This is a genomic window from Arthrobacter sp. KBS0703, assembly GCF_002008315.2.
In the GTDB taxonomy this organism is placed as follows: domain Bacteria; phylum Actinomycetota; class Actinomycetes; order Actinomycetales; family Micrococcaceae; genus Arthrobacter.
The window spans coordinates 2,149,335-2,173,031 of the sequence record NZ_MVDG02000001.1; the positions used below are offsets into that span (position 1 = coordinate 2,149,335).

20 protein-coding genes and 1 pseudogene are annotated in these 23,697 nt (G+C 66.8%); 9 read left to right on the forward strand and 12 right to left on the reverse strand.

Annotated elements, in window-relative coordinates; all coding sequences use genetic code 11:
* Positions 1-42 precede the first annotated feature (42 nt).
* Together B1A87_RS10190 and B1A87_RS23800 are read right to left on the reverse strand one after the other, a co-directional pair.
* On the reverse strand, positions 43-888 hold the full coding sequence (locus tag B1A87_RS10190) for a GNAT family N-acetyltransferase (RefSeq protein WP_395940234.1): 846 nt from the start codon (positions 886-888) through the stop codon (positions 43-45).
* A gap of 174 nt (positions 889-1,062) precedes the next feature.
* Positions 1,063-2,196 carry an ATP-binding cassette domain-containing protein gene (locus B1A87_RS23800; RefSeq protein WP_260680778.1) on the reverse strand — a complete coding sequence of 378 codons (1,134 nt, stop codon included), beginning with the start codon at positions 2,194-2,196 and terminating at the stop codon, positions 1,063-1,065.
* Here B1A87_RS23800 and B1A87_RS23805 point away from each other — a divergent pair.
* On the forward strand, positions 2,183-2,485 hold the full coding sequence (locus B1A87_RS23805) for a hypothetical protein (protein ID WP_260680780.1): 303 nt from the start codon (positions 2,183-2,185) through the stop codon (positions 2,483-2,485). The two genes, B1A87_RS23800 and B1A87_RS23805, sit on opposite strands and share 14 nt — an antisense overlap.
* Positions 2,486-2,574: 89 nt before the next feature.
* Here the strand turns inward: B1A87_RS23805 and B1A87_RS24640 are convergent, their stop codons facing one another.
* The 5 genes from B1A87_RS24640 to B1A87_RS10205 form a co-directional block, all read right to left on the reverse strand.
* A complete protein-coding gene (locus B1A87_RS24640) occupies positions 2,575-4,248 on the reverse strand; it encodes an ABC transporter transmembrane domain-containing protein (protein ID WP_313902469.1) in 1,674 nt (557 codons plus the stop codon).
* A 130-nt stretch (positions 4,249-4,378) separates the two neighbouring features.
* A complete protein-coding gene (locus B1A87_RS22975) occupies positions 4,379-4,576 on the reverse strand; it encodes a hypothetical protein (protein WP_185982297.1) in 198 nt (65 codons plus the stop codon).
* A gap of 6 nt (positions 4,577-4,582) precedes the next feature.
* Positions 4,583-5,242: a cytochrome d ubiquinol oxidase subunit II gene (locus B1A87_RS24975; protein WP_395940235.1), complete on the reverse strand. Its 660-nt coding sequence runs from the start codon at positions 5,240-5,242 to the stop codon at positions 4,583-4,585.
* A gap of 37 nt (positions 5,243-5,279) precedes the next feature.
* Positions 5,280-5,651: a cytochrome d ubiquinol oxidase subunit II gene (cydB, locus tag B1A87_RS24980; RefSeq protein WP_395940236.1), complete on the reverse strand. Its 372-nt coding sequence runs from the start codon at positions 5,649-5,651 to the stop codon at positions 5,280-5,282.
* An 18-nt stretch (positions 5,652-5,669) separates the two neighbouring features.
* Positions 5,670-7,271 carry a cytochrome ubiquinol oxidase subunit I gene (locus B1A87_RS10205; RefSeq protein ID WP_078026838.1) on the reverse strand — a complete coding sequence of 534 codons (1,602 nt, stop codon included), beginning with the start codon at positions 7,269-7,271 and terminating at the stop codon, positions 5,670-5,672.
* Between the two features lie 273 nt (positions 7,272-7,544).
* Between B1A87_RS10205 and B1A87_RS10210 the strand changes: the two genes are divergently transcribed.
* Positions 7,545-7,931, forward strand: a complete 387-nt coding sequence (locus B1A87_RS10210; protein WP_078026839.1) for a BlaI/MecI/CopY family transcriptional regulator — start codon at positions 7,545-7,547, stop codon at positions 7,929-7,931.
* Between the two features lie 6 nt (positions 7,932-7,937).
* Positions 7,938-8,924: a M56 family metallopeptidase gene (locus tag B1A87_RS10215; protein WP_078026840.1), complete on the forward strand. Its 987-nt coding sequence runs from the start codon at positions 7,938-7,940 to the stop codon at positions 8,922-8,924.
* A gap of 103 nt (positions 8,925-9,027) precedes the next feature.
* On the opposite strand, the gene B1A87_RS10220 is transcribed toward B1A87_RS10215, so the two are convergent.
* Positions 9,028-11,136, reverse strand: coding sequence for a type IIA DNA topoisomerase subunit B (locus B1A87_RS10220; RefSeq protein WP_078026841.1), 2,109 nt, complete (start codon positions 11,134-11,136; stop codon positions 9,028-9,030).
* A gap of 225 nt (positions 11,137-11,361) precedes the next feature.
* On the opposite strand from B1A87_RS10220, the gene B1A87_RS10225 reads away from it, so the two are divergent.
* Complete coding sequence (locus B1A87_RS10225) at positions 11,362-11,583, forward strand: hypothetical protein (RefSeq protein ID WP_056628651.1); 222 nt, start codon at positions 11,362-11,364, stop codon at positions 11,581-11,583.
* 182 nt (positions 11,584-11,765) lie between these two features.
* Here B1A87_RS10225 and B1A87_RS10230 read toward each other — a convergent pair whose 3' ends face one another.
* The 4 genes from B1A87_RS10230 to B1A87_RS10245 all read right to left on the reverse strand — a co-directional run bounded on the left by B1A87_RS10230 (position 11,766) and on the right by B1A87_RS10245 (position 17,163).
* Complete coding sequence (locus B1A87_RS10230; protein WP_078026842.1) at positions 11,766-13,091, reverse strand: RNA polymerase sigma factor; 1,326 nt, start codon at positions 13,089-13,091, stop codon at positions 11,766-11,768.
* A gap of 258 nt (positions 13,092-13,349) precedes the next feature.
* Positions 13,350-14,693 (reverse strand): DUF4192 domain-containing protein, encoded by a 1,344-nt coding sequence (locus B1A87_RS10235; RefSeq protein ID WP_078026843.1) that lies wholly within the window; start codon positions 14,691-14,693, stop codon positions 13,350-13,352.
* A 143-nt stretch (positions 14,694-14,836) separates the two neighbouring features.
* Complete coding sequence (locus B1A87_RS10240) at positions 14,837-16,177, reverse strand: nitrate/nitrite transporter (protein WP_078026844.1); 1,341 nt, start codon at positions 16,175-16,177, stop codon at positions 14,837-14,839.
* Positions 16,178-16,224: 47 nt separating this feature from the next.
* Positions 16,225-17,163, reverse strand: a complete 939-nt coding sequence (locus B1A87_RS10245) for a proteasome assembly chaperone family protein (protein WP_078026845.1) — start codon at positions 17,161-17,163, stop codon at positions 16,225-16,227.
* A gap of 256 nt (positions 17,164-17,419) precedes the next feature.
* Between B1A87_RS10245 and B1A87_RS10250 the strand changes: the two genes are divergently transcribed.
* The 5 genes and pseudogenes from B1A87_RS10250 to B1A87_RS10270 all read left to right on the forward strand — a co-directional run bounded on the left by B1A87_RS10250 (position 17,420) and on the right by B1A87_RS10270 (position 23,586).
* On the forward strand, positions 17,420-18,943 hold the full coding sequence (locus tag B1A87_RS10250; protein ID WP_078026846.1) for a leucyl aminopeptidase: 1,524 nt from the start codon (positions 17,420-17,422) through the stop codon (positions 18,941-18,943).
* A 240-nt stretch (positions 18,944-19,183) separates the two neighbouring features.
* Positions 19,184-20,566, forward strand: a complete 1,383-nt coding sequence (gene lpdA / locus B1A87_RS10255) for a dihydrolipoyl dehydrogenase (protein WP_078026847.1) — start codon at positions 19,184-19,186, stop codon at positions 20,564-20,566.
* 116 nt (positions 20,567-20,682) lie between these two features.
* Positions 20,683-22,437: pseudogene (gene sucB, locus B1A87_RS10260) on the forward strand (2-oxoglutarate dehydrogenase, E2 component, dihydrolipoamide succinyltransferase).
* Between the two features lie 154 nt (positions 22,438-22,591).
* Positions 22,592-22,942 (forward strand): hypothetical protein, encoded by a 351-nt coding sequence (locus B1A87_RS10265; RefSeq protein WP_078026849.1) that lies wholly within the window; start codon positions 22,592-22,594, stop codon positions 22,940-22,942.
* Between the two features lie 212 nt (positions 22,943-23,154).
* Positions 23,155-23,586 carry an OsmC family protein gene (locus tag B1A87_RS10270; protein ID WP_078026850.1) on the forward strand — a complete coding sequence of 144 codons (432 nt, stop codon included), beginning with the start codon at positions 23,155-23,157 and terminating at the stop codon, positions 23,584-23,586.
* The last annotated feature ends 111 nt before the right edge of the window (positions 23,587-23,697 follow it).

A 23,697-nucleotide genomic window follows, 5' to 3' on the forward strand; every position in this document is an offset into this window, starting at 1 on the left:
GGTCTCTCCCGCGGCGGGTGGAGCCAGCTCCGGCAGGCCGGTTCAGAGGACCTTGTCCCAGGCCACGCTCCGGTTGACGGGGTGGTACCCCATCTTGAGATACAGCGCCAGCGCACCCGTCGGGTTTTCGGAATCCACGTCCAGTGAAGCCTTGTCCATTCCCGCGGCCGCGAACCGCCGCATGGCATCGGCCAGCAGGGCCTGCGCAATGCCCCGCCCGCGGAATTCACGGCGCACGCCCAGGAGTTCCGTGTAGCCCTCGCTGAAGCCGCGCGTCGCCGCGCTCTCGGGGTCATGGCTCGCCAGCTGGTAGCCGGCCACATCACCGGTGCCCGTTTCCAGGACAACCGCACTGAGGTCTGGGCGGGCCAGGGGGTCGTTGACGGTAAACCTCCACGATTCCTCGTCGCGCGGCTCGCTGCCCCAGTGATCGGCGAAGGCCTGGTTGTGCGCCAGGCGAACGGCTTCGCTCAGGTGCGGCTCCATGGTCACGAGCTCCAGGCCGGCGTCTAGGACCGCCTGGGGCAGCGGCCCTGCCAGCGGCCGGTGCATTTCATTGAAGTACCGGACCACGTGGTAGCCACTGCTGGCCAGGAGGGCGGCCTGGTGCTCATGCTTTTGCTCGATGAAAATCCTGAGCCGGGGTTCGGCATCGGGCCCGCCGGCAGCGCCGGCATCCTCCGCGAACCGCTGCCGCGTCCGCGCCTCCAGCCACTGCAGGAGGGCTGAGCCGACGCCGCGGCGCTGCCACTGCGGATCGACGCAGCCGAAGCCGTGCGCTTTCTCGCCGTCCCTGTTCTTGGAGATGCGGGCGTAGGCCCGCGGGACGCCGTCGGGGTCGAATCCCAGCACGGTGTTGGACCGGGGCGGGTTCTTCCGGGACTCCATGAGCTGCTCCAGTTCGGCGCGGTGCTCAAACCAGACGGGCTTCTCGGCCGCTGCCGTGCGGGCGATGAGCGCCGCCCACGAGTCGAGGTCCCCGGCCTCTGCGTTCCGCCAGTGCAGCGCCGGAAAGTCAACGGCGCAGGCGGCGGCAACATCGTTTTGCGTCCTGGCATCAGGCTAACCGGCGGAAACTGAGCGCGCCATCACCCCGGCCACGTCCGGCCGGCCGTCCCCGTCGAGGGCAAGCAAGGCGTCATGGGGGCTGATGTCGGCCGGGTTGTGCGTTACCAGCACCACCGTCCGGGCGCTCAGTCCGGCCCGGAGGTCCGCCATCAGCTCCCGGCCCGATGCGGCGTCCAAATGCGCCGTGGGCTCATCGAGTAGGATCACGTCGGCCTTGGTCATCAGGGTCCGGGCAACGGCCAGCCGCTGGCGTTCGCCGCCGCTGAGGAACGCGCCGCCCGGGCCGATCCGCGTGTCGAGGCCGTTCTCCAGCCGGGCGACGAGCGGTGCCAGGCCGACAGCGGCGAGTGCGTCCCGCATGTCCCGTTCGGCGCCATCTCCGTCCGCCGCCTGCTGCCCCTGGCGTCCGAGCAGCAGGTTGCCGCGCACCGTGGAATCAAAGAGGTGGGCCTCCTGCGGACACCACGCCGCGGCGCCGGTGACTGCTATCGCTCCCCCGCTGGCCGGGAGGAAGCCAAGGGCCACGGCCAGCAGCGTGGATTTGCCCGCACCGGACGGCCCCGTGACGGCGAGCCAGCGGCCGGGTTCCGCGACGGCAGAGAGCCCGCTGAAGACGGTTCCGCCGCCGGGCCATGCCGCGGACAGTCCAGCCAGTTCCAGTCCGGCCCGGTCCCCCTGGCGCGCACCGGGCTTGACGGACACGCCCGCGTCCGGCCCGCCGGGGCTGAGGACACCGGACTCACCGATCCGCCGCAGCACGGCACGCAGGGCCGGGAACTGGCGCACCGCCGTCGTCGTGGCCGCAAACGGTTCCACGAGCGCCAGTTGCAACAGGACGACGACGGCGACCATCGGGGCCGCGACGGACCCCGCCAGCACCTGCGGCGCCGCCATGACGGCAGTGGCCAGCGCGCCAGCGCCGCAGGCGGCCACCGTCATCGCTGTGCCCAGTCCTTCGGCCCAGGCCGAACGCTGGGCGGCACGGGTGGCCGCGCGGTCCAGGGATCGGATGTCCGCGAGCACGGGCAGAGCCGCGCCGTTGGCATGCAGTTCGGCCCTGGCGTCGAGCGCTGCAGCGATGCGGCGGAGGACTCCGGAGCGCAGACGCTGCTCGGTGGTTGCCGACATCCGGTCTGCAACGAGTGCGGCCGCCCGGCGCCGCAACCAGGCTGGCCACAGCCGCGGCAAGAACGGCTGGCAGGGCGGCTGGCAGTATCCACGCCGAGGTGCCCGCGGCGGCGGCCGCGACGGCGAGCGCCGTGACCGGCGGCAGGACAACCCGCGGAAGCAGGTCCCGGACGGTGTCGACGTCGTCGATGATGGCACCCAGCACGTTGCCGCCCTGCAGGAGGCGCCGGAGGGACAGGGCCCGCTGGCTCAGCGACTGCCAGAGGGTGCCCCGCAGGACGGTCAGTGAGGCGAAGACGGTTTCATGCACCAGGAGCCGTTCGCAGTAGCGCAGGACTGCCCGGCCGATTCCGAAGAACCGGACACCCACGATGGCCGTCAGCAGGTACAGGATGGGCGGCTGTTCGCTTGCCCGCAGGATGAGCCACCCCGACAGGCCGGAGAGTGCTGCGGCAAAGAGCGCGGCCAGTATGCCGACGACGCGGCCAGGGCGAACCTGCCGCCCACTGGTGCGAGCAGGCGGCGCAGGAGCATGGCCGTCGGAGGAGCGGAGGGCGGGGTGTGCGCGGCACCGGCAGTGTGCGCGGCGCGGGCGGTGTGCGCAGCGCGGGCGGTGTGCGCAGCGCGGGTAAATTGCGCGGTTCCGTAGCCGGAGCCGACAAGCTGCCGCCCGGATGCCGCCGTGATGCCGCCCGGCACCCGGCGCTTCGGCACCTGCGGCTTCTGTGGCTCCGGCGGCACGGCCGGACCCCGCCAGCGGCACCAGTTCGTCGGCGAGCTCGCGTGTCTGGCGGTCATGGGCCACCAGAATGACCGTGGCCCGGCCGCGCAGGGCCCGGATGGCGTCATGGACCACGTTGGCTGATGCCCGGTCCAGGTGCGCCGTCGGCTCGTCGAGCAGGAGGACCGTGGCGCCTGCCTCGATGCGGGCCAGGCCTCGGGCAAGGGCAACGCGGCGCAGCTCGCCGGGGCTGAGTTCGGCCGGGTGCTTGCCGGCCAGGTGCCCGGCGCCGGCGGCCGCAAGACAGCGCAGCACGTCACCGTCCGGTGCCGGGTCCGCGGTCCCCGGGCCGGTGCCGCCTGGCCCGCGGCTGTCTGGCCGTTAGCCGTGAGATAGAGCAGGATCTCGTCCCGCACCGTCTCCGCCACCATCACGGGGTGCTGAGGCACCCAGGCAACGTCCCCGGCCATGTAGCCGCCGACGACGCCGCTCACGTCGGCGCCTCCTCCGGAGCCGATGATGCCGGCGAGGACGCCAAGGACCGTGCTCTTGCCTGCTCCGCTGGGGCCGTCCAGCGCGGTGACCAGGCCGGCCGGTGCCGAAAAGGTGAGGGGGCCGACGGCGGCGCCCTGCCTCCCCGCGTAGCTGACGGTCAGGTCCCTGACGGTCAGGTCAGCCGGAACGGCCAGCCCGGTCTGGCCTGGCGGCACGGGCTCCAGCCGCTGCTGCCCGGCTGCTTCCAGCACCGCCGTCGTTTCCGTGAGTGCGGCCCTGCCGTCGTCGCTTGCGTGGTGTGCCGTTCCCAACTCCCGAAGGGGCAGGTAGCAGTCCGGCGCCAGAATCAGCGCGAGCAGGCCGGCTTCGAGGACCATGTCGCCGTGGACCAGCCGGACGCCGATGAAGACGGCCACCACTGCCACCGAGATCGTTGCGATCAGCTCCAGGGCCAGGGCGGACAGAAATGCGGTCCGGAGGGTCCCCGTGGTGCGCGACCTGTACTCCTCGGAGATTTCCTCCAAGGCTCGGCGCTGGGCTGAAGCGCGGCCCAGGCCAACCAGCACCGGCAGCCCCTTGGCCAGTTCAAGCATGTGCGCGGACAGCCGGGCCAGCGCCGCCTGCGCTTCCTGGACCCTGTCCTCCGTGTAGCGGCCGATCAGCACCATAAACACAGGCACGAGCGGAACCGTCAGCACGATCACCACCGCGCTGACCCAATCGGCGAGAAGGATGCGGGCGCCCAGCAGCAACGGAATGGCGGCGCAGTTCACCAGTGCCGGGAGGTACTGGGTGTAGTAACTGTCCAGGGCATCCAGCCCCCGGGTCGCGAGCACGGCCAGCCCGCCGTCGGCGGGCCGGCCTCGCGGACACCGTTGCGCAGCGCCGTTTCAAGGAGCCGTGCACGCAGCTCCTCCTTGACGCCAAGGGCGGCCCGGCGCGAGGCGACTCCCTGCGCCCAGACGGTCAGGGACCGGAGGAGGACGCCTGCCGCCCCCAGCCCAGCTGAGCAGCCCAGGCGGCGTCGTGCGCCATGAGCCCGGCCAACACGGAGGCCACGGCCTGGGCCATGAGCACCAGGGACAGGGCCTTCAGCGCTGCGAGCAGGCCAAGGCCGTAGAGTGCGCGGCGCGTTGAGGGACCGGCGGGGAACTGCGATCTCACGGCCGGTTAGTCATTCCTGGTGAAGGCCTTGGCGGCAACCGCCGGCAGGAAGCTGTGCGCCTCCGGGATGTGCGAGGCGCTGACCCGGCGGCGGAACACCCAGTAGGTCCAGGCCTGATAGGCGATCACCAGCGGCAGGCCGACGCATGCCACGATGCTCATGAGGCCCAGCGTGTAGTCGGACGATGACGCGTTGGAGATGGTCAGGCTGAACGCGGGGTCGATGGTGGACGGAAGGACCACCGGGAACACGGCTCCGAAGATGGAGGCCGAACCGCACAGCAGGAACACGCCGACTGCAAGGAAAGCCCGGCCTTCGTTGCCCCTCCGGGCCTGGAGCCAGGCGGCAGCCGCCGCGACCACCGCAACGGCGAGCACGGCCACCGTCCAGGCCTCGCCGCTGAGCAGCTGCACGCTGACGGCCCAGCCGGCCAGCGGAAGCAGCAGGACCGGCAGCAGCCGCACAAACCAGCGCCGGGCCCGGTGCCGCACATCGCCGTCGGTCTTCAACGCCAGGAAGGCCAGGGCGTGCAGCAGGGCGAACCCCGCCACCGCGAACCCGCCAAGCAGCGCGTATCCGTTGAACCAGGAGAACGGGCCGCCGTCGCGGTCTCCGTTGGCGTCCAGGGGCAGGCCCGTTGTGGTCAGCGCCAGAGCGGCGCCCACCCCGAAGGCGGCAAGGAAGGATGTCTCTTATACACATCTAGATGTGTATAAGAGACAGGTCCCAGGTGTTGCGCCACCGGTCGGTGTCCACCTTGCCGCGGTACTCAAATGCAACCGCCCGGAAGATCAGGGCGACCAGAACCAGGAGCAGCGGCAGGTACAGGGCCGAGAAAAGGGACGCGTACCAGAACGGGAACGCCGCAAAGGTGGCACCGCCCGCCGTCAGGAGCCATACCTCGTTGCCGTCCCAGACGGGACCGATCGTGTTGAGCAGCACGCGGCGTTCAGTGTTGTTGCGGGCAAAGATCTTCATCAGCATTCCCACCCCCAGGTCGAAACCCTCGAGGAAGAGGTATCCGGTCCACAGGACGGCGATGGCGATGAACCAGATGGTCGGCAGCAGTTCCATGCTCAGTATCCTCAGCTCTTAGTAGGCGAATGCCAGGACGTCGTCGGCTGTTCCGGACTTCCCCGGCCCGCCCGGGCCCGGAATGTTGTCCTCGTTCTCGTCAACCGGTGCGTGGACCAGTTCCGGCATGGCCGAAACGACGCCGCCGCGGACGTACTTGACGAGGAGTTTCACCTCCACCACGAGCAGCACCGCATAGATGGTGGTGAGCACGATCAGTGACGTGAGGATCTCACCGGCTGAGACTCCGGGCGAAACGGCCGCCGCGGTGAACATGAAGACCTGGTCGATGCCGTTGAGGTCGGGGTTGGGCGCCACGACGAACGGCTGGCGGCCCATCTCCGTGAAGATCCAGCCGGCGGCGTTCGCACCAAACGGAGCCAGGATGCCGAACACGGCGAGCCTCATGAGCCAGCGGGACTCCGGCACGGTGCCGCGCCGGGTGACCCACAGGGCCAGGAGTGCGGCCAGCGCCGCGACGCCCCCGAAGCCGATCATCATGCGGAACCCCCAGTAGGTGACCTCCATGACGGGCACGTACTGGACCTCTTGGCCGGCCCGGTCGCCGTAGATCGGGTCATTCGGCACGTGCGTGCCGTAATCGGCCTTGTACTGGTCCAGGAGGCTGTTGACGCCCTTGACCTCGGTGGTGAAGTCACCCTTGGCGAGGTAGGAGAGGATGCCCGGGACCTCGATCAGCGCCACGATGTCGTCGCAGTTCCGGGAACCGAGGTTGCCGACGCTGAGGACCGAGAAGCCCGTCCCGTCGTGGCAGGCGGCCTCGGCGGCGGCCATTTTCATGGGCTGCTGTTCGAACATCAACTTTCCCTGCAGGTCTCCGGTCAGCGCGGTGCCTGCGAAGGAGATCATGGCGACGACGGCGCCGATCCGCAGCGAGCGGATCCAGACGGTGTGGTCGGTAAGGTCGCGTCCCGGAATGTCGGCAGCGCCCGGGATGACCTTGCCGTCGGCCCCGACGGTGTCGATGCCGTCCCTGCGCCGCCGCCAGAGGTGGTACCAGGCGATGCCGAGCAGGAAACCGCCGGCCACCGCGAGTGCGCCGAAGAGGGTGTGCGGCACGGCCACGAGTGCGGTGTTGTTGGTAAAGACCGCCCACGCGTCGGTCATGACCGGCCGGCCGTCGATCATCTTGACGCCCACCGGGTGCTGCATCCAGCTGTTGGCCACAATGATGAAGTACGCGGAAAAGAAGGATCCGATCACGGCGATCCAGAGGCAGGCCAGGTGGACGCCTTGCTTGAGCTGCTTCCAGCCGAAGATCCAGAGGCCCAGGAAGGTCGATTCAACGAAGAACGCCAGCAGCGCTTCCAATGCCAGCGGAGCGCCGAAGACGTCGCCCACGAACCGGCTGTATTCGCTCCACGCCATGCCGAACTGGAATTCCTGCACGATTCCGGTGGCCACGCCCATGATGAAGTTGATCAGGAAGAGCTTGCCCCAGAATTTCGTCATCCGCAGGTAGGCCGGGTTGCCCGTCCGGTGCCAGATGGTCTGGATGACTGCCACGACGAGGCCCAGGCCAATTGTCAGCGGCACCATCATGAAGTGGTAGACGGTGGTGATCCCGAATTGCCAGCGTGCGATTTCCAAGGCTTCCAAGGCGGTCCCTACTTTTGGCTAGGTCTCAAGCTCTCATGCGCTGTTTTCTACGTTACGTAGAACATCAACTTCTACAGAGTGTAGAACACGGCATCCGACGCTGTAAACATCGTTACACCGCCCGCGCCGGGCTGCAATGAGACGCGGCGCGCCACGCCTTCTACTTCATGTAGAAAGAACGGCACAAACACGCTAGATTTGAACTTGAAGAATTGGAATCACAGCACGGGGCCAGCCGGCCCTAAGGCAGTGCGTTGTCAAAAGGATGTACACATGGCAAGTCTTGGGGAACTGGAACGGGCGGTCATGGACCTGCTCTGGGCGGGCCACGAAGCAGCCACCGCCAACACGCTGCGGGATATGCTCGCGCAGAGCACGGTTGCCCATGGCGGCGCAGCGGGGCACGAGGGCAAGGACCTGGCAGTCACCACGGTCCTGACCGTCCTGTCGCGCCTTGAAAAGAAGGGCCTGGTGGAACGGGAACGCGGCATGCGGCCCCACCGCTACCAGGCGGTATCCAGCCGCGAGGACCACACCGCCGAACTCATGCACGAGGTGCTGGGATCCGCCCCGGACCGCGAGGCCGTTCTCGCCCGGTTCATCGGATCCGTCACCGAAAGTGAAGCCGAGACGCTGCGCAAACTGCTTGGCCACAGCTAGCGGCAGATGTTCTGGACCTCATACTTCCTGGCGGTCCTGGCGATAGTACTGGCCTGGCCGGTGCCTATCCTCCTTTCCCGCGCCCACTGGCCGGCCCGGGATCCGTTCACGGCCATGCTGCTCTGGCAGGCCATCGGCCTCGCCGGCGGCCTGTCGATGATCGGCGCCATGCTGGTCTACGGCCTCGAACCGGTCGGGGACAACCTAATCGCCGGGCTGCAGGCCCTGGCCGGAATGGTGCTCCACAACGCACCCACCACGGCGCTGGGCTTCTGGCACCTGTTTGCGCTCTCCGCGGCCGCCCTGCTGACGGCGCACCTCGTCTTCACGCTGCTGCTGACCTATTACAAGATCGAGCGGCAGCGCCGGCGCCACCGTGAACTGCTGGCGCTGCTGGCCTCGCCTTCGGCCGACGGCACGGGCACCGTGGTGATCAACCATGACTCGCCGGTGGCGTACTGCCTGCCCGGCGGGGCCCGGTCCGTCACCGTGCTCTCCGACGGACTGATGGCAGCACTGGAACCCGCGGAGCTCCGCGCTGTCCTCATTCACGAGAACGCCCACCTGAACCAGCGCCACCATCTACTGCTGTGGGCCTTCGCGGCCTGGCGTCAGGCCCTGCCCTGGCTGCCCACCACCCGCCTCGCCCAGGAAGCCGTGAACTCCCTGATCGAGATGCTCGCCGACGACGTCGCCCTCAGGACCGAAAGTAAGGTGACGCTGATTAAGGCCATTGCGATCGTGGCCAGCGGCTCCGCCGTTCCGCAGGCGGCACCGGCCATGGGCCCGGGCGTACTTCCCGGCGCTGGCCTGCAGCTGCCGGACGGCTCCGCCGGTTCCGGCTCGGCAAGCACGACGGCGTCACGCGTCAGCCGTCTTCTCTCGCCCCGGCCACCACTTCCCGCCGCCCTCCGCGCCGCAGTGGTGGCGGTCTGCGTCCTGCTGCTGGCCATCCCCACCGCACTGCTGATTGTGCCCGGCCTGCTCGGCTGATTGCTCGCGGCTGGCGGCTTCCCGCTGACAGCGCCGCACTGAGTCCGGCCGGGGTCGCCGCGCCTGTCTCTTATACACATCTAGATGTGTATAAGAGACAGCCTCAGGCGTCGATGCGGTCCCGGTCCAGGCTCGCGGCACCGGCGATGATGAAGTCCTTCCGCGGTGCAACGTCCGATCCCATCAGCAGGTCGAACGTGGCTTCGGCATGCTGGGCGTTTTCGATGTTGACCTTGCGGAGCATGCGGTGCCGCGGATCCATGGTGGTTTCGGCCAGCTGCTCGGCGTCCATCTCCCCCAGGCCCTTGTAGCGCTGGATGGGTTCCTTGTACTTCTTGCCGTCCTTGGCCAGCCTGGCCAGCAGCGCATGGAGCTCAGCTTCGGAGTAGGTGTAGATCATTTCGTTGGCCTTCTGGCCCGGGTTGATGACCTCCACCCGGTGCAGCGGCGGCACTGCAGCGAACACCCTGCCCTGTTCAACCATGGGGCGCATGTAGCGGAAGAAGAGGGTGAGCAGCAGCGTGCGGATGTGGGCCCCGTCCACGTCGGCGTCGGTCATGAGGATGACCTTGCCGTAGCGGGCGGCCTCGATCGCGAAGCTGCGCCCCGAACCCGCTCCGACCACCTGGATCAGGGCGGCGCATTCCGCGTTGGAGAGCATGTCCCCCACCGATGCCTTCTGGACGTTCAGGATCTTGCCGCGGATGGGCAGCAGGGCCTGGAAGTCGGAGGACCGGGCCAGCTTCGCGGTGCCGAGGGCCGAATCACCTTCAACGATGAACAGTTCCGAGCGGGCGACGTCGTCGGTGCGGCAGTCCGCCAGCTTCGTGGGCATCGATGACGTCTCGAGGGCGGTCTTCCGGCGCTGCGTCTCCTTGTGGACGCGGGCGGAGATGCGCGACTTCATCTCGCTGACGATCTTCTCCAGCAGCAGCGCCGACTGTGCCTTGTCGTTGCGGTTCGCCGAGTTGAGCTTGGCCGCAATCTCCTTTTCCACCACCCTGGCCACAATCGCCTTGACCGCGGAGGTGCCCAGGATCTCTTTGGTCTGGCCCTCGAACTGCGGCTCAGCGAGCCTGACGGTCAGGACGGCGGTCAGGCCGGCAAAAATGTCGTCCTTCTCGATTTTGTCGTTGCCGGCCTTCAGCTTCCTGGCGTTGGTCTCGACGGCCTTGCGGAACGTCTTGACCAGGGCCTGCTCGAAGCCTGCCTGGTGTGTGCCGCCCTTGGGGGTGGAGATGATGTTGACGAAGCTGCGGACCGCGGTGTCGTAGCCGATCCCCCAGCGCAGTGCGACGTCCACTTCGCAGTCCCGTTCGACCTCCGCCAGCTTGCTGTGGCCTTTGTCGTCCAGCACGGGGACGGTTTCCTTGAACTTCCCGGCGCCGTGCAGGCGCCAGACGTCCGTCACGCCGGAGTCGATCGCGAGGAATTCCACGAACTCCGAGAGGCCGCCGTCATGGTGGAACACTTCCTCGTGCGGGCCCAGCTCCCCCGGCGTGCCTGCGAGCTTGCGTTCGTCCCGCACCGTGAGCTTCAGGCCCGGCACCAGGAAGGAGGTCTGGCGTGCGCGGGCGGCCAGTTCGTCATACGAGAACTTGGCGTCCGGCGTAAAGATTTGCCGGTCCGCCCAGTAGCGGATGCGCGTTCCGGTCACGCCCCGTTTGGCCTTGCCCACGACGTCGAGCACGGAATCGTCCACGAACGCGGTGAAGCTGGCGGCCGGATCGGGCCGCGGGCCGCTGTCCTTGAAGCGGCCGGGCTCGCCACGGCGGAAGGACATCTTGTAGGTTTTGCCCCCACGGTCCACTTCCACGTCGAGCCGTGCGGACAGCGCGTTGACCACCGACGCGCCCACGCCGTGCAGGCCGCCCGATGCGGTGTAGGAGCCGCCGCCGAACTTGCCGCCGGCGTGGAGCTTGGTGAAGACGACCTCGACGCCGGTGAGGCCGGTCTTGGGTTCCATGTCGACGGGGATGCCGCGGCCGTCGTCGTGGATTTCGACGGAATTGTCCGCGTGCAGGATGATCTTGATGTCGTGGCCGAAGCCCGCCAGGGCCTCATCGACGGAGTTGTCGATGATTTCCCACAGGCAGTGCATGAGTCCCCTGGAGTCCGTGGAACCGATGTACATGCCCGGACGCTTGCGGACAGCCTCCAGGCCCTCCAGCACCGAAAGGTGGCGGGCGGTGTAATCAGAACTCGGTGTCACAGGTCGTGAACTCCTTCAGCAACGGGCCTGGTGAGGCGTTAAAAAGCTCCCTCTAGCCTAGTCCTGCGGGGCCGTTTCACCCTGCTGCCACTCCCGCCGCAGCGTCAGGCGGACCCCGTTCGTTACGCAGACGTGATACGCGGACAGCGAAAGTGACACATCCTTGCCATGGTTTGGCTGCGAATGCTGGTTATATAGATGTACAGATCTACTAAGGAGGCCGACATGACCACAGCAGTTGCCGACCGCACACTCACTGCGGCTGACCGTTGCGACCGTTGCGGTGCGCAGGCATACGTCCGGGTTGTACTCGAGTCCTCCGGAGGCGAGTTGCTGTTCTGCGCTCACCATTCACGTGCCGTCGAAGCGACCCTCAAGCCGCTGAGCTCGGACTGGCACGACGAGACGGGCCGGCTTCACGAGAAGGCACCGGTACCGGTCGACTAGACCACGCCGCTGAAAAGCGCGAAGCAAAAAGCCAGGGCTCCCGGCAAGGGACCCTGGCTTTTTTCTGCCTGAAAGCAGAAGCCAGGTTCTGCCAAAAAGCAAAAGCCAGGGCCGCCACCCGGATTATCCGGCGGCGGCCCTGGCTCTAGCGTCCAATCCAAAGCTCCTGTATCAGGAAGCTCCTAGTCCAGGTAGTCCCGCAGGACCTGGGACCGCGACGGGTGCCGCAGCTTGGACATGGTCTTGGATTCGATCTGGCGGATACGCTCACGCGTGACACCGTAGACCTTGCCGATTTCGTCTAAAGTCTTCGGCTGACCGTCCGTGAGGCCAAAGCGCATAGCCACCACTCCGGCTTCGCGCTCGGACAGCGTATCCAGCACCGAGTGGAGCTGTTCCTGCAGCAGCGTGAAGCTCACGGCGTCGGCCGGAACCACGGCTTCGGAGTCTTCGATGAGGTCGCCGAACTCGGAATCCCCGTCCTCGCCGAGCGGCGTGTGGAGGGAAATCGGTTCGCGGCCGTACTTCTGGACTTCGACAACCTTTTCCGGCGTCATGTCGAGTTCGAGGGCCAGCTCTTCGGGCGTGGGTTCCCGGCCGAGGTCCTGCAGCATCTGGCGCTGGACGCGGGCGAGCTTGTTGATGACCTCAACCATGTGGACCGGGATACGGATGGTGCGGGCCTGGTCGGCCATGGCGCGGGTGATGGCCTGGCGGATCCACCACGTGGCGTAGGTCGAGAACTTGAAGCCCTTGGTGTAGTCGAACTTCTCGACAGCACGGATGAGGCCCAGGTTTCCTTCCTGGATGAGGTCGAGGAAGAGCATGCCGCGGCCGGTGTAGCGCTTGGCCAGCGACACCACGAGGCGGAGGTTCGCCTCAAGGAGGTGGTTCTTGGCGCGCTTGCCGTCATGGATGATGAATTCCAGCTCACGCTTGAACTTCGGATCCATGGAACCGTCGTCGGCGTTGATCTTTTCCTCGGCGAAGAGTCCGGCCTCGATCCGGAGGGCGAGGTCAACCTCCTGCTCAGCGTTGAGGAGGGCGACCTTGCCGATCTGCTTCAGGTAATCCTTGACGGGGTCGGCTGTGGCGCCGGCGGACATGACCTGCTGGACGGGGGCGTCGTCGTCATCGGCATCGGAGTAGACAAATCCAGAGCCAGTGGGCGCTGCGGCACCCTTGCCTGCCTCGTCGGCTTCGTCAACGAGATCCGCGCTGTCGGGTGATACGTCGTCGAGATCCTCTTCGACGTCCGCATCGTCATCGGACGTGGAGCGGCTTCCGGCAGCTTCGGCTGCCGCCTTGGCGCCGGGCTTGGGGCCGCGCTTCTTGGGCTCGGGCTTGGAAGCGGCAGACGCTGAGCCGCCATCGGCGATCGCGGCATCCTTGACAGCCTTGTTGGCGGCGCGGGTGGCTGCACGCTTGGCGTTAGTTGCCGCCTTCTTCTCCTCGGCTGACGCATCGGCCAGGGCGGCGGGTTCCTTCTTCGCGGAAGACGGGGTCACAGAAAACCTTTCTAGCGGCGGTCTGTGGAATCACCATACGGGCAACACCACTATGACCCTGTCAAGTCCGTGATTGATATCAGGTGCAACCGCGGCTGGCAGAGCCATTAAGTAGAACTGCCGGAGCGGCCGCAATGTTCCCGTTTCCGGGTTCAATTGCAAGCACTGATTCACGGACCCAACCGGGTCTCGGCAACCATTGTCTCATGTTTTCCCCGTCATGGCCGCTGGGGGTGTAATCCGGGGGCGGGGCTCCCCTTACGCGGATCCGCCACCCTGGGCGGCGTCGGTGCCGAATTTCTGCCAGGCCGCCTCGCGGCGGCTGGCCCAGCCACAGATGGTTCCCCGGCGGACCACTTCGGAAAGCAGTTCCGCGAGCCTGTATCCCGGGCTGGCCTCCAATGCCTGACTCAGCGAGGCGTGCGCGAAGGACCCCCTCCCCCGGCACCATTCGATCCATCCTTTTGCCGTCAGCGCCGCAGCCCGCGCTTCCCCCGGCCCGCGGGACGACAGCTGAAGCATCAGGTCTTCGAGCCGCTTCATCGTCTCCCAGTCGGGCAGCGCGGGGCTCAGGCCCAGGAGGACTTCGCCGTATCCGGGCACGGGCGCGGATCCGCAACCGGAGGGCGCGCCTTGGTCTGCACGGCCGTCGCTGCCGCCGGCAGGGTCAGGCCGGACTGCCGGCGCGGGCAAACCCGACGGAACCGGATCGCACGGGGACCGATCAGACAGTGCCGGACCGGACACCGGCAGGGGTGTCCGCGCCGAGAAGATCCCGAATTCCTCCGCGCCTGCCTCAGCCGCTGGACGTCCCGCGGCCGCCATGACCAGGACGGCGTCACGCCACGCCGGCACGCACAGGCAGGCCCGCAGGAATCCGGCCATTTCCGGCGGAAGGCCGGCGCCGGGTCCGCCGGGTGCGGCGGGTGCGGCCGCCAGCACCCTTTGCCACACGTCCAGGACCCGTTCGAACTGGGGCCTGCTGGCCCGCCTGCTGTCAAGCTCGCCGGCCCAGCGCTGTTCGGCGGCCTCCACGGCTTGGTCCTGCGTAGCCTGCGGGATATGGTCCCCGGCCGGGGATGTTCCGGGCGGCGCCCCGACACTGCTGCCAAGGAACACCATCTCGGCGTTGAGGCGGCTGTCGCGGATCTCAGCCACAGGGCGGCCGGGCAGCGGGCAGCAGCCGGCGTCAGTGCAGTAGGCGTTGCGCCAGTACTCATCGCCGACGTACCAGGCATCCCGCACTGGCATCCCGGCGAGTCCGAGCGCACATTCAAGATCAGCCATCAGCAGCCGGCCTGCACCCTGGACGGATTCCCCCGGCCCGGCGGCGGCCGCCCAGCCGTCATTCGTGAAGAACATCAGCAGGGAGCCGTCGGCGTGGTCGTCTGCCAGCAGGTAGCCGGCCACGGTCCGGGCGAAGTGTTCCCGTTCGCGGCGGGATCCGGTGGCGGGCAGATCGACCCGGAGCGTGGCTCCGAGGCGCTTGCCCTGCATGGTCATGGCCACCAGGCTGCGGGACGGCCAATAACCCAGGCTGTGCGGAACGTAGCCGAGGATGTCTTCGGGGCCGGTGATGGTGAGGTGCTGGGGTGCTGTCATGCATCCAGCTTCGGCCAGTTAGTTACCGCCCGGTATGCAGGACTTTGGCTATGTGAATATTTTTGGCTATGTGAATACGGCCCGTTTGTGGAGGGACAGTGCCGGTCTGGAGACCGCGGGCTGCGTGACGGCGTCTTGCGGTATTAGTCGCGGGACGGCGTGTTGCGCCGGATGTTCTTCGCCCTGCGCTGTTCGGCCATGGCCTTGAGCAGCGGCTGCACCACCACGCCCTGGGCCGCCATCTGGCGGCGCACTTTGCGGCGGACCACCAGCATGGCGACGGCGCCGATTCCGATCAGCAGGAAATGCACGGACAGGGCGACGCGGAACGGCTCCAGGCCGTACAGCACCCCGTTGGAGAACCCCGTGGCATACAGGATGTCCAGCACCGCGCCGATCAGGTAGATCGCCACAAGGGCGGCGATGAACCCGCCGACGTTGACGATGCCCGTGGCAGTACCGATCCGGTGGGCCGGGTTGAACGTGCGGGCGAAGTCGAAGCCGATCATGGACCCCGGCCCTCCGATGGCCAGCACAACAATGAGGCCGGCCAGGAGCCACAGGGGCGAGCGGCCCGGGTAGAGCAGTACGGCGGCCCAGGCTGCGGCGGTGGCGCCGGCAATGAGGAGAACCATGGTGGAACGCCGGAGCGGGTGCCGCGAAACGAAGCGGCCGATCACCGGACCGGCACCGATGGCGCCCGCCACGTACAGGGCCATGAGCGAGGCAACCGTGCTGGCGTCGAGCCCCTGGGCCGAAATCAGGAACGGATAACCCCAGGTCATGGCAAAGACGGTGCCGCTGAACTGGATGGTGAAGTGGCTCCACAGGCCAAGCCTGGTGCCCGGCTGCTTCCAGGCCCGGGAAAGGGACACGCCGGTGGCGCGCAGGCCTTTCGTCGCTGGCTGGGCAGGAGTGCCGTGCGGAAGGTCCTGCAGCAGCAGGACCACCAGTACGACGGCGACTCCGGACAGTCCTGCCAGGGACAGGAAGGCGGGCGTCCAGCCAGCCGAATGCAGCATCAGGGCGAACGGCACCACGCTGATCAGCTGCCCGAGCTGCCCGGACATGCCGGTGAGCTGCGTCAGCAGCGGCACCCGGGCGGGGGCGAACCAGAGCGGGATCAGCCGGATGACCGAGATAAACGTCATGGCGTCGCCGGCGCCCACCAGGACGCGGCCCAGCACGCCGGCCGGAACGCTGTCAGCGAAAGCGAGCTGCAGTTGGCCGAGCCCCATGAGCACTGCTCCGCCGGCAATCATCGCCCGGGAGCCGAACCTGTCCACCAGCACGCCCACCGGAATCTGCAGTCCCGCGTATACGAGCAACTGGAGGACAGTGAAGAACGAAATCGCCGAAGCACTGGCATGGAACCGCTCCGTCGCCTCGAGGCCGACCACGCCGAACGACGTACGCTGGGTCACAGCCACCAGGTACGAAAAAATGCCGATCGACCAAACGAGCCAGGCGCGGGGTGCAGTCACCCTTACATTATGCCCGGACGCCGCAAAAATCGTATTTTATTGACGGCTTATTGAGCCGGATTTTCGCGGGCCAAGTAGGCCTCCACGGCCGCACCGAGCGCATCGCCGTCGGGCAGTTCGTCGTTCTCGTCTGCCAGCAGGGATCGCCGCACCGTGCCCTCCGCCTTCTCGTCGTAGCGGGCCTCCAGCTTGGACACCACCTGCTGCACCTCTTCGGAGGCCTCGATCTGCTCGGCAATCTGCCGGCCCACTTCGCGCCCGGATTCCCGGAGCCTGTCCGTGGGGAGCATCAGCGACGTGGCAGCACCGAGATACTCAAGTCCCGCCACGGCCGCGGTGGGGTATTCGGCTTCGGCGAGATAGTGCGGAACGTGAATGACGTAGCCGGCGACGTTCCGTCCCGCCTCCGTCAGGCGGAGCTCCAGCACATGCCCCACGGCGGCAGGAACTTCGACGGTCGGCTTCCAGACCGAGATGCCCTCGATGAGTTCGGGGCGGTTGCCGTGCACCGTCACGCCCACCGGCCGCGTGTGCGGCACCGGCATGGGGATGGAGTGGATCCACGTCACAAGGTTGACGTCCAGTTCCTCCACAATGTGCACAACGGCCCGGGCGAAGCGTTCCCACTGCAGATCCGGCTCAAATCCGCCGAGGAACAGGAACGGACTCCCCAGCCCGTCAACCAGCCGGTACAGCGCCAGGCTGGGGGCCTGGTAGTCCTGCAAATGGTCCTCCACGAAGGACACGTGGGGGCGCCGGGAACGGTAATCGATCAGCTGGTCGGCATCGAACACAGCAACGCGTTCGGAATCGAGGGTGTCGAGGAGCTCGGCCGTGATCTGCCTGACCACATGGCCGGCGTCGGCAAAACCGGTAAATCCCATCACCAGATTCAGCCCGCGCAATTCGGGGCTGTGGAACAGCTCAATGTTCTTGGCATAGAGCGCATCGGGGTCCAGCAGCGAGCCGGAAATCCGTTCAAACACGGCGAGTTCCTTTCGTGGTCGGAGGGTTAATGTCCATAACGCTGGGCAACCATACGGAATTCCTCATCCTGCTGTGGCGCGGCTCTCAATGAATCCGGCTCCTGCGCCGCCGAGAGACTACGATCGGAACTGGCCTTCACTGAGGGCCACTGCTGCCGGCGGCCTCCCACACGGACCGCGGCCGGGTACCCATGGCAGGGCGCCTAACATGCACTTCCTGCCCGAAATAATCACAGAGAATTGAGGACTGATCCTCGTGGTCAAGAATACTGAAATCAACCTTAGTGCCATTGCGCGGGACCTGAAGAAGGCAGCCAGCGACGCAGTTGTCATCGGCGTCGGCCAGGGGGCGGACGGTCCTGTCCTGCTGGAGAATCCGCTGACGGCGAAGTCGGCCGAGGCCCTGGCCGATTCGTTGAAGGTTCTTGGCATCACCGGGGCCGCGGACCAGGCAGTCCGCCTGCCTGGGCTCCCCGAGACGGGTTCCGGAGTCCTGGTGCTGGCGGGAGTCGGCAAGGTCAGCAACGGCCAGCGGTTGTCCGGCGAGGCCCTGCGCCGCGCTGCAGGCTCCGCCGTCCGCCAGCTCGCCGGGCTCTCGTCTGTCACACTGGCCTTCCCGACGGCGGATGTCGCCGACGTGGCGGCTGTCGCCGAAGGCGCCGCGCTGGGAGCCTACTCCTTCACCGAGCACCGGTCCTCCAAGGACGGCCTCAAGGAACCGGTCAGCAACGTGGCCATCTTCACCGAGCTGGCCGGCGACAAGCAGCTCGAACCCGCTTTTAAGCGCGCCGGCCTCCTCGGCCGGGCAGTCAACGCCACCCGTTCGCTGGTGAACCAGCCGCCGAGCCACCTCTACCCCGAATCTTTCGCCGAAGCGGCCAAGGAACTGTCCAAGGGCCTGCCCGTCAAGGTCACGGTGTGGGACGAGAAGCGCCTCGAGAAGGAAGGCTTCGGCGGCATCATGGGCGTCGGCAAGGGCTCGGCCCGCCAGCCCCGCCTCGTCAAGGTGGAGTATGCGCCGGCGAAGGCCACCCGGAAGATCGCACTCGTGGGCAAGGGCATCACTTTCGACACCGGTGGCATCTCCATCAAGCCGGCCCTCGGCATGGGCGACATGAAGAGCGACATGGCCGGTGCCGCCGTCGTCCTTAATACAGTGCTGGCCCTCGCGGGCCTGGGCCTTCCGGTCAAGGCAACCGCCTGGCTCTGCATCGCGGAGAACATGCCGTCCGGCGCGGCGTCCCGTCCGGCCGACGTCCTCACGATGTTCGGCGGGAAAACCGTTGAAGTCCTCAACACCGACGCCGAGGGCCGGCTGGTCATGGCGGACGGCATTGTCGCGGCGAGCCAGGAATACCCGGACGCCATCATCGACGTCGCCACGCTGACAGGGGCGCAGCTGATCGCGCTCGGAAACCGCACGGCAGGTGTCATGGGTGCGGACAGCGTCACCGGCCCGCTCAAGGCGGCGGCGGACCGTGCAGGGGAGCTCGTCTGGCCCATGCCGCTGCCGGAGGAACTGCGGCCCAGCATCGATTCGCAGGTGGCGGACCTGGCCAACATCGGCGAGCGTCACGGCGGCATGATGACCGCGGCGGTGTTCCTGCGCGAGTTCGTGGGGAAGGGCAAGGACGGCCAGCCCATCCCGTGGGCGCACATCGACATCGCGGGCCCCTCCTTCAACAACGGCGCGCCCTACGGCTACACACCGAAACAGGGCACCGGCTGCACGGTGCGCACGCTGGTGGCCTACGTTGAGGATCTCCTGGCCGCGGCCTGACCGGTGACGCGGCTGTGTGACGGGCGGCGTGATCCGCCCGCCACACAGCCGCGTGACACTCGACACAAGCGCTCCACAAATGTCCCGGCAAGGTGGAGCATGGATAAGTGGTTCGCTAAGGTGAACCACGGTAGTCACAAATGAAAGGGAACCGGCCTGCTGGCATAATCACGGCAGAGCAAGTTCCAAGACCAGATGATGCGTACTCTCGTGTCATCGTTCACGCGAGGGAGCGTCTAAGTGGCCGATCAGGCAACTGCGCAAGAATTCGACATCCTGGTACTCGGTGGCGGCAGCGGCGGATACGCCACGGCCCTCCGGGCCGTTCAGCTTGGCTTCACTGTCGGCCTCGTGGAGAAGGGCAAGCTGGGCGGGACCTGCCTGCACAACGGCTGTATCCCCACCAAGGCGCTGCTGCACTCGGCCGAACTGGCTGACCACGCCCGCGACTCCGCCAAGTACGGCGTGAACGTCACCTTGGACGGCATCGACATCACGGCCGTCAACGCCTACAAGGACGGAATCGTCGCCGGTAAGTTCAAGGGACTGCAGGGCCTCATCAAGTCCAAGGGCATCACCGTCATCGAAGGTGAGGGCAAGCTCCAGGGCACCGACACCGTCGTCGTCAACGGCACCGCTTATAAGGGCAAGAACATCGTCCTCGCCACGGGCTCCTACTCCCGTTCGCTTCCCGGCCTTGAAATCGGCGGCCGCGTCATCACTTCGGACGAAGCGCTGACCATGGACTACATCCCCAAGAGCGTCATCGTCCTGGGCGGCGGCGTGATCGGCGTCGAGTTCGCTTCAGTGTGGAAGTCGTTCGGCGTGGACGTCACGATCGTCGAAGGCCTGCCCTCGCTGGTCCCGAACGAAGACGCCACCATCGTGAAGAGCCTCGAGCGGGCCTTCAAGAAGCGCGGCATCAAATTCTCCACCGGCACCTTCTTCCAGGGCGTCGAGCAGAACGAAAACGGCGTCAAGGTCACGCTGGTTGACGGCAAGACGTTTGAAGCCGAACTCCTCCTGGTCGCCGTTGGCCGCGGCCCCGTCACGGCCAACCTCGGCTATGAAGAGGCCGGCGTCACCATCGACCGCGGGTTCGTCATCACCAACGAGCGCCTGCACACCGGCGTCGGCAACGTCTACGCCGTGGGCGACATCGTTCCCGGTGTCCAGCTGGCGCACCGAGGCTACCAGCAGGGCATCTTCGTCGCCGAAGAAATTGCCGGCCTGAAGCCCGTCATCGTCGAGGACGTCAACATCCCGAAGGTCACCTACTGCGAGCCTGAAATCGCCACTGTGGGCTACACGGAAAAGGGCGCCAAGGAAAAGTTCGGCGAGGACCAGGTCGAGACCCAGGAATACAACCTCGCCGGCAACGGCAAGAGCTCCATCCTCGGCACCGGCGGCCTCGTCAAACTGGTCCGCCAGAAGGACGGCCCCGTCGTCGGCGTCCACATGATCGGCTCCCGCATGGGTGAGCAGATCGGCGAAGCCCAGCTGATCGTGAATTGGGAAGCCTACCCCGAGGATGTGGCCCAGCTGCTGCACGCCCACCCGACCCAGAACGAGGCGCTGGGCGAAGCCCACCTCGCCCTCGCGGGCAAAGCCCTCCACGGCTAACGCAGCTCCGCAAAACAACAGGGCTTAGTGCACCCGGCATGATCCGCAGGGTGCACTAAGCTCGAACAAGCCAGCAATCATCCGCACTAAAGATCAATAAGGAGAACGGGGACGACATGTCTGAATCCGTTAACTTGCCCGCCCTCGGTGAGAGCGTCACCGAAGGAACCGTCACCCGCTGGCTCAAGCAGGTAGGTGACCGGGTAGAGGTGGACGAGCCGTTGCTCGAAGTCTCCACCGACAAAGTAGACACTGAAATCCCCTCTCCGATCGCCGGCGTCATCGAGGAAATCCTCGTTGCCGAAGACGAAACCGCAGAAGTTGGTGCTCCGCTGGTCCGCATCGGTGACGGTTCAGGCGGCGGGTCCGCCCCCGCCGAAGCCGCTCCGGCCGAGGAAGCACCGGCCGCCGAAGAGGCGCCTGCCGAGGAAGCACCCGCCGCCGAGGCACCCGCCGAGCAGGCTCCCGCCGCCGAAGAGGCTCCCGCCGCGTCCGGCGAAGGCCACGAAGTGACCCTCCCCGCACTGGGCGAGAGCGTCACGGAGGGCACTGTGACCCGCTGGCTCCTGTCTCTTATACACATCTAGATGTGTATAAGAGACAGCTCCTCGAGGTCTCCACGGACAAGGTGGACACCGAGATCCCGTCGCCTGTTGCCGGCACGCTCCAGGAAATCCGCGTCAACGAAGACGAAACGGCCGAGGTCGGCTCCGTCCTCGCGGTCATCGGCTCCGGCGCTGCTGCCCCGGCCGCCGCACCCGCACCCGCCGCTGCTCCCGAGAAGGCGGCCGAAGCGCCGGCTGCTGCACCGAGAAGCCGGCCGAGGCACCTGCCCCGGCTCCGGCCAAGGAAGAAGCTCCGGCACCTGCCGCCCAGGCACCTGCTGCTCCGGCTGCCGCTCCTGCTGCTGCCCCGGCCGAGGCACCTGCGGCCGGCGCCGAGTCCGGCTACGTCACTCCGCTGGTGCGCAAGCTTGCCAACCAGCAGGGCGTAAACATCTCCTCCCTCACCGGCACCGGGTGGGCGGGCGCATCCGCAAGCAGGACGTGCTCGCTGCCGCCGAGGCCAAGGCAGCGCCGGCTGCAGCGCCCGGCGGCCCCGCCGCTTCCGCCGCTCCGTCCGCTGTCTCTTATACACATCTAGATGTGTATAAGAGACAGACGCAGAAGGCCCCGCGCATCCGCCAGGTCATTGCCCGCCGCATGCGCGAGTCCCTCGAGATCTCCACCCAGCTCACGCAGGTGCACGAAGTGGACATGACCAAGATCGCCAAGCTGCGCCTCAAGGCCAAGAACTCGTTCCAGGCCCAGAACGGCGTCAAGCTCACCTTCCTGCCGTTCATTGCCAAGGCAGTGGCCGAGGCCCTCAAGCAGCACCCGAAGCTCAACGCTGCGTACGACGAGGACAAGCAGGAAATCACCTACCACAACGCCGAGCACCTGGCGATCGCGGTGGACACCGACAAGGGCCTGCTGGTCCCGGTCATCTCCGATGCCGGCAACCTTAACCTGGCCGGCCTGGCGGGCAAGATCGCAGATGTGGCCGGCCGCACCCGCGACGGCAAGATCGGCCCGGACGAGCTGTCCGGCGGCACGTTCAGCATCACCAACATCGGATCCGTCGGCGCCCTGTTCGACACCCCGATCATCAACCAGCCGCAGGTGGGCATCCTTGGCACCGGTGCGATCGTCAAGCGCCCCGTGGTGGTGGCCGATGAGAACGGCGACGACTCGATCGCCATCCGTTCCATGATGTACCTGTCCCTGACGTACGACCACCGCCTGGTGGACGGCGCCGATGCAGGCCGCTTCCTGCAGTCCCTCAAGGCCCGCCTTGAAGAGGGCGCGTTCGAAGCGGATCTGGGACTCTAAGCTCCGGAATTTCGGCGGCGGCGGCCGTCCGGGACACGGTGGGAAACCACCGGCGGACCCGGCGGCCGCCGCCGTTTTCCGTTGCTGCTGGTCGCGTTCCGACCCACGCCCGGGCTTACTACGAAGCGTAGAAACATCTGGCTAGACTGATGCCATGATAATCGTCTATAACATCATGGTCTTCCTGCACATCGTCGGCGCCGCGATGATCGTCGGCATCTGGATCGGCAACATGAAGAAGCCCACCGTCCACCCCCGGCAGTTTGACGGCGCGGCTCTCCAGATCATCACCGGCATCGTCATGATGGGCCTGATTCCGGCGCTCGACATGGACGCCAACTACTTCAAGCTGGGCATCAAGTTCGCCATCGCCCTGGCCGTCGGCGTACTGGCCTTTATGGGCCGCCGGAAGTACAAGAAGGGCGAGGACATCTCAGCCGGCCTGGCACACAGCGTCGGCGGCCTGGCGCTGCTGAACGTGGCCATCGCCACCCTCTGGAACTGACAGCCACTTTTTCCATACGACGACGGCGACGCACCCACCGCGGGGGCGTCGCCGTCGTCGTTCTTCGCGTTAGCCTGCCGCCGCCTACCGCGGCCGGTCATAATCCTCTGACAGCGGACAACCCGTGCGCCCGCGCCGGCTAATCCATAGGATTGTGCAGGAAGGATCGGGCGTCAGCCGGGTCCTGATTGAACCCAAGCTAAGGAGTGGACATGGCAGCAACACGCACCGCACACACTGTATGGAACGGCGACCTGATTACGGGTGCCGGCAACACGACGCTCGACAGCTCCGGACTGGGCACCTATGAGGTCACCTGGAAGGCGCGCACGGAGGCGTCAGAAGGCAAGACCAGCCCGGAAGAGCTGATCGCCGCAGCCCACTCCGCCTGCTTCTCCATGGCCTTCAGCCACGCGCTGGCCCAGGCCGGCCACACCCCGGAAGAGGTGCACACCAAGGCGGACGTCACGTTCGTGCCGGGCACCGGCATCACCGGCAGCCACCTGACCTTGAACGCGAAGGTCCCAGGCATTTCCGAAGAGGAATTCCAGAAGATCGCCGGGGAAGCCAAGGTCGGCTGCCCTGTTTCCGGTGCCCTCGCCAGCATCGACATCACCTTGGACGCCACGCTCGCCGCTTCCTAATTTTCGGGCCAGGCTGCTTAGCGGCCGGGCCGCACAGCAAAAGGCCCCGTCCCGGTCTGGAGAATCCAGCCGGGAACGGGGCCTTTTGTATGTGCCGTTCAGGGGCGCCCG

Coding starts and splice junctions, on each gene's coding strand:
- B1A87_RS10190 (WP_395940234.1), bottom strand. CDS start 888: ATGGAGTCCCGGAAGAACCCGCCCCGGTCCAACACCGTGCTGGGATTC.
- B1A87_RS23800 (WP_260680778.1), bottom strand. CDS start 2,196: ATGTCGGCAACCACCGAGCAGCGTCTGCGCTCCGGAGTCCTCCGCCGC.
- cydB (WP_395940236.1), bottom strand. CDS start 5,651: ATGGAACTGCTGCCGACCATCTGGTTCATCGCCATCGCCGTCCTGTGG.
- B1A87_RS10210 (WP_078026839.1), top strand. CDS start 7,545: ATGGCAAGTCTTGGGGAACTGGAACGGGCGGTCATGGACCTGCTCTGG.
- B1A87_RS10215 (WP_078026840.1), top strand. CDS start 7,938: ATGTTCTGGACCTCATACTTCCTGGCGGTCCTGGCGATAGTACTGGCC.
- B1A87_RS10225 (WP_056628651.1), top strand. CDS start 11,362: ATGACCACAGCAGTTGCCGACCGCACACTCACTGCGGCTGACCGTTGC.
- B1A87_RS10235 (WP_078026843.1), bottom strand. CDS start 14,693: ATGACAGCACCCCAGCACCTCACCATCACCGGCCCCGAAGACATCCTC.
- B1A87_RS10265 (WP_078026849.1), top strand. CDS start 22,592: ATGATAATCGTCTATAACATCATGGTCTTCCTGCACATCGTCGGCGCC.
- B1A87_RS10270 (WP_078026850.1), top strand. CDS start 23,155: ATGGCAGCAACACGCACCGCACACACTGTATGGAACGGCGACCTGATT.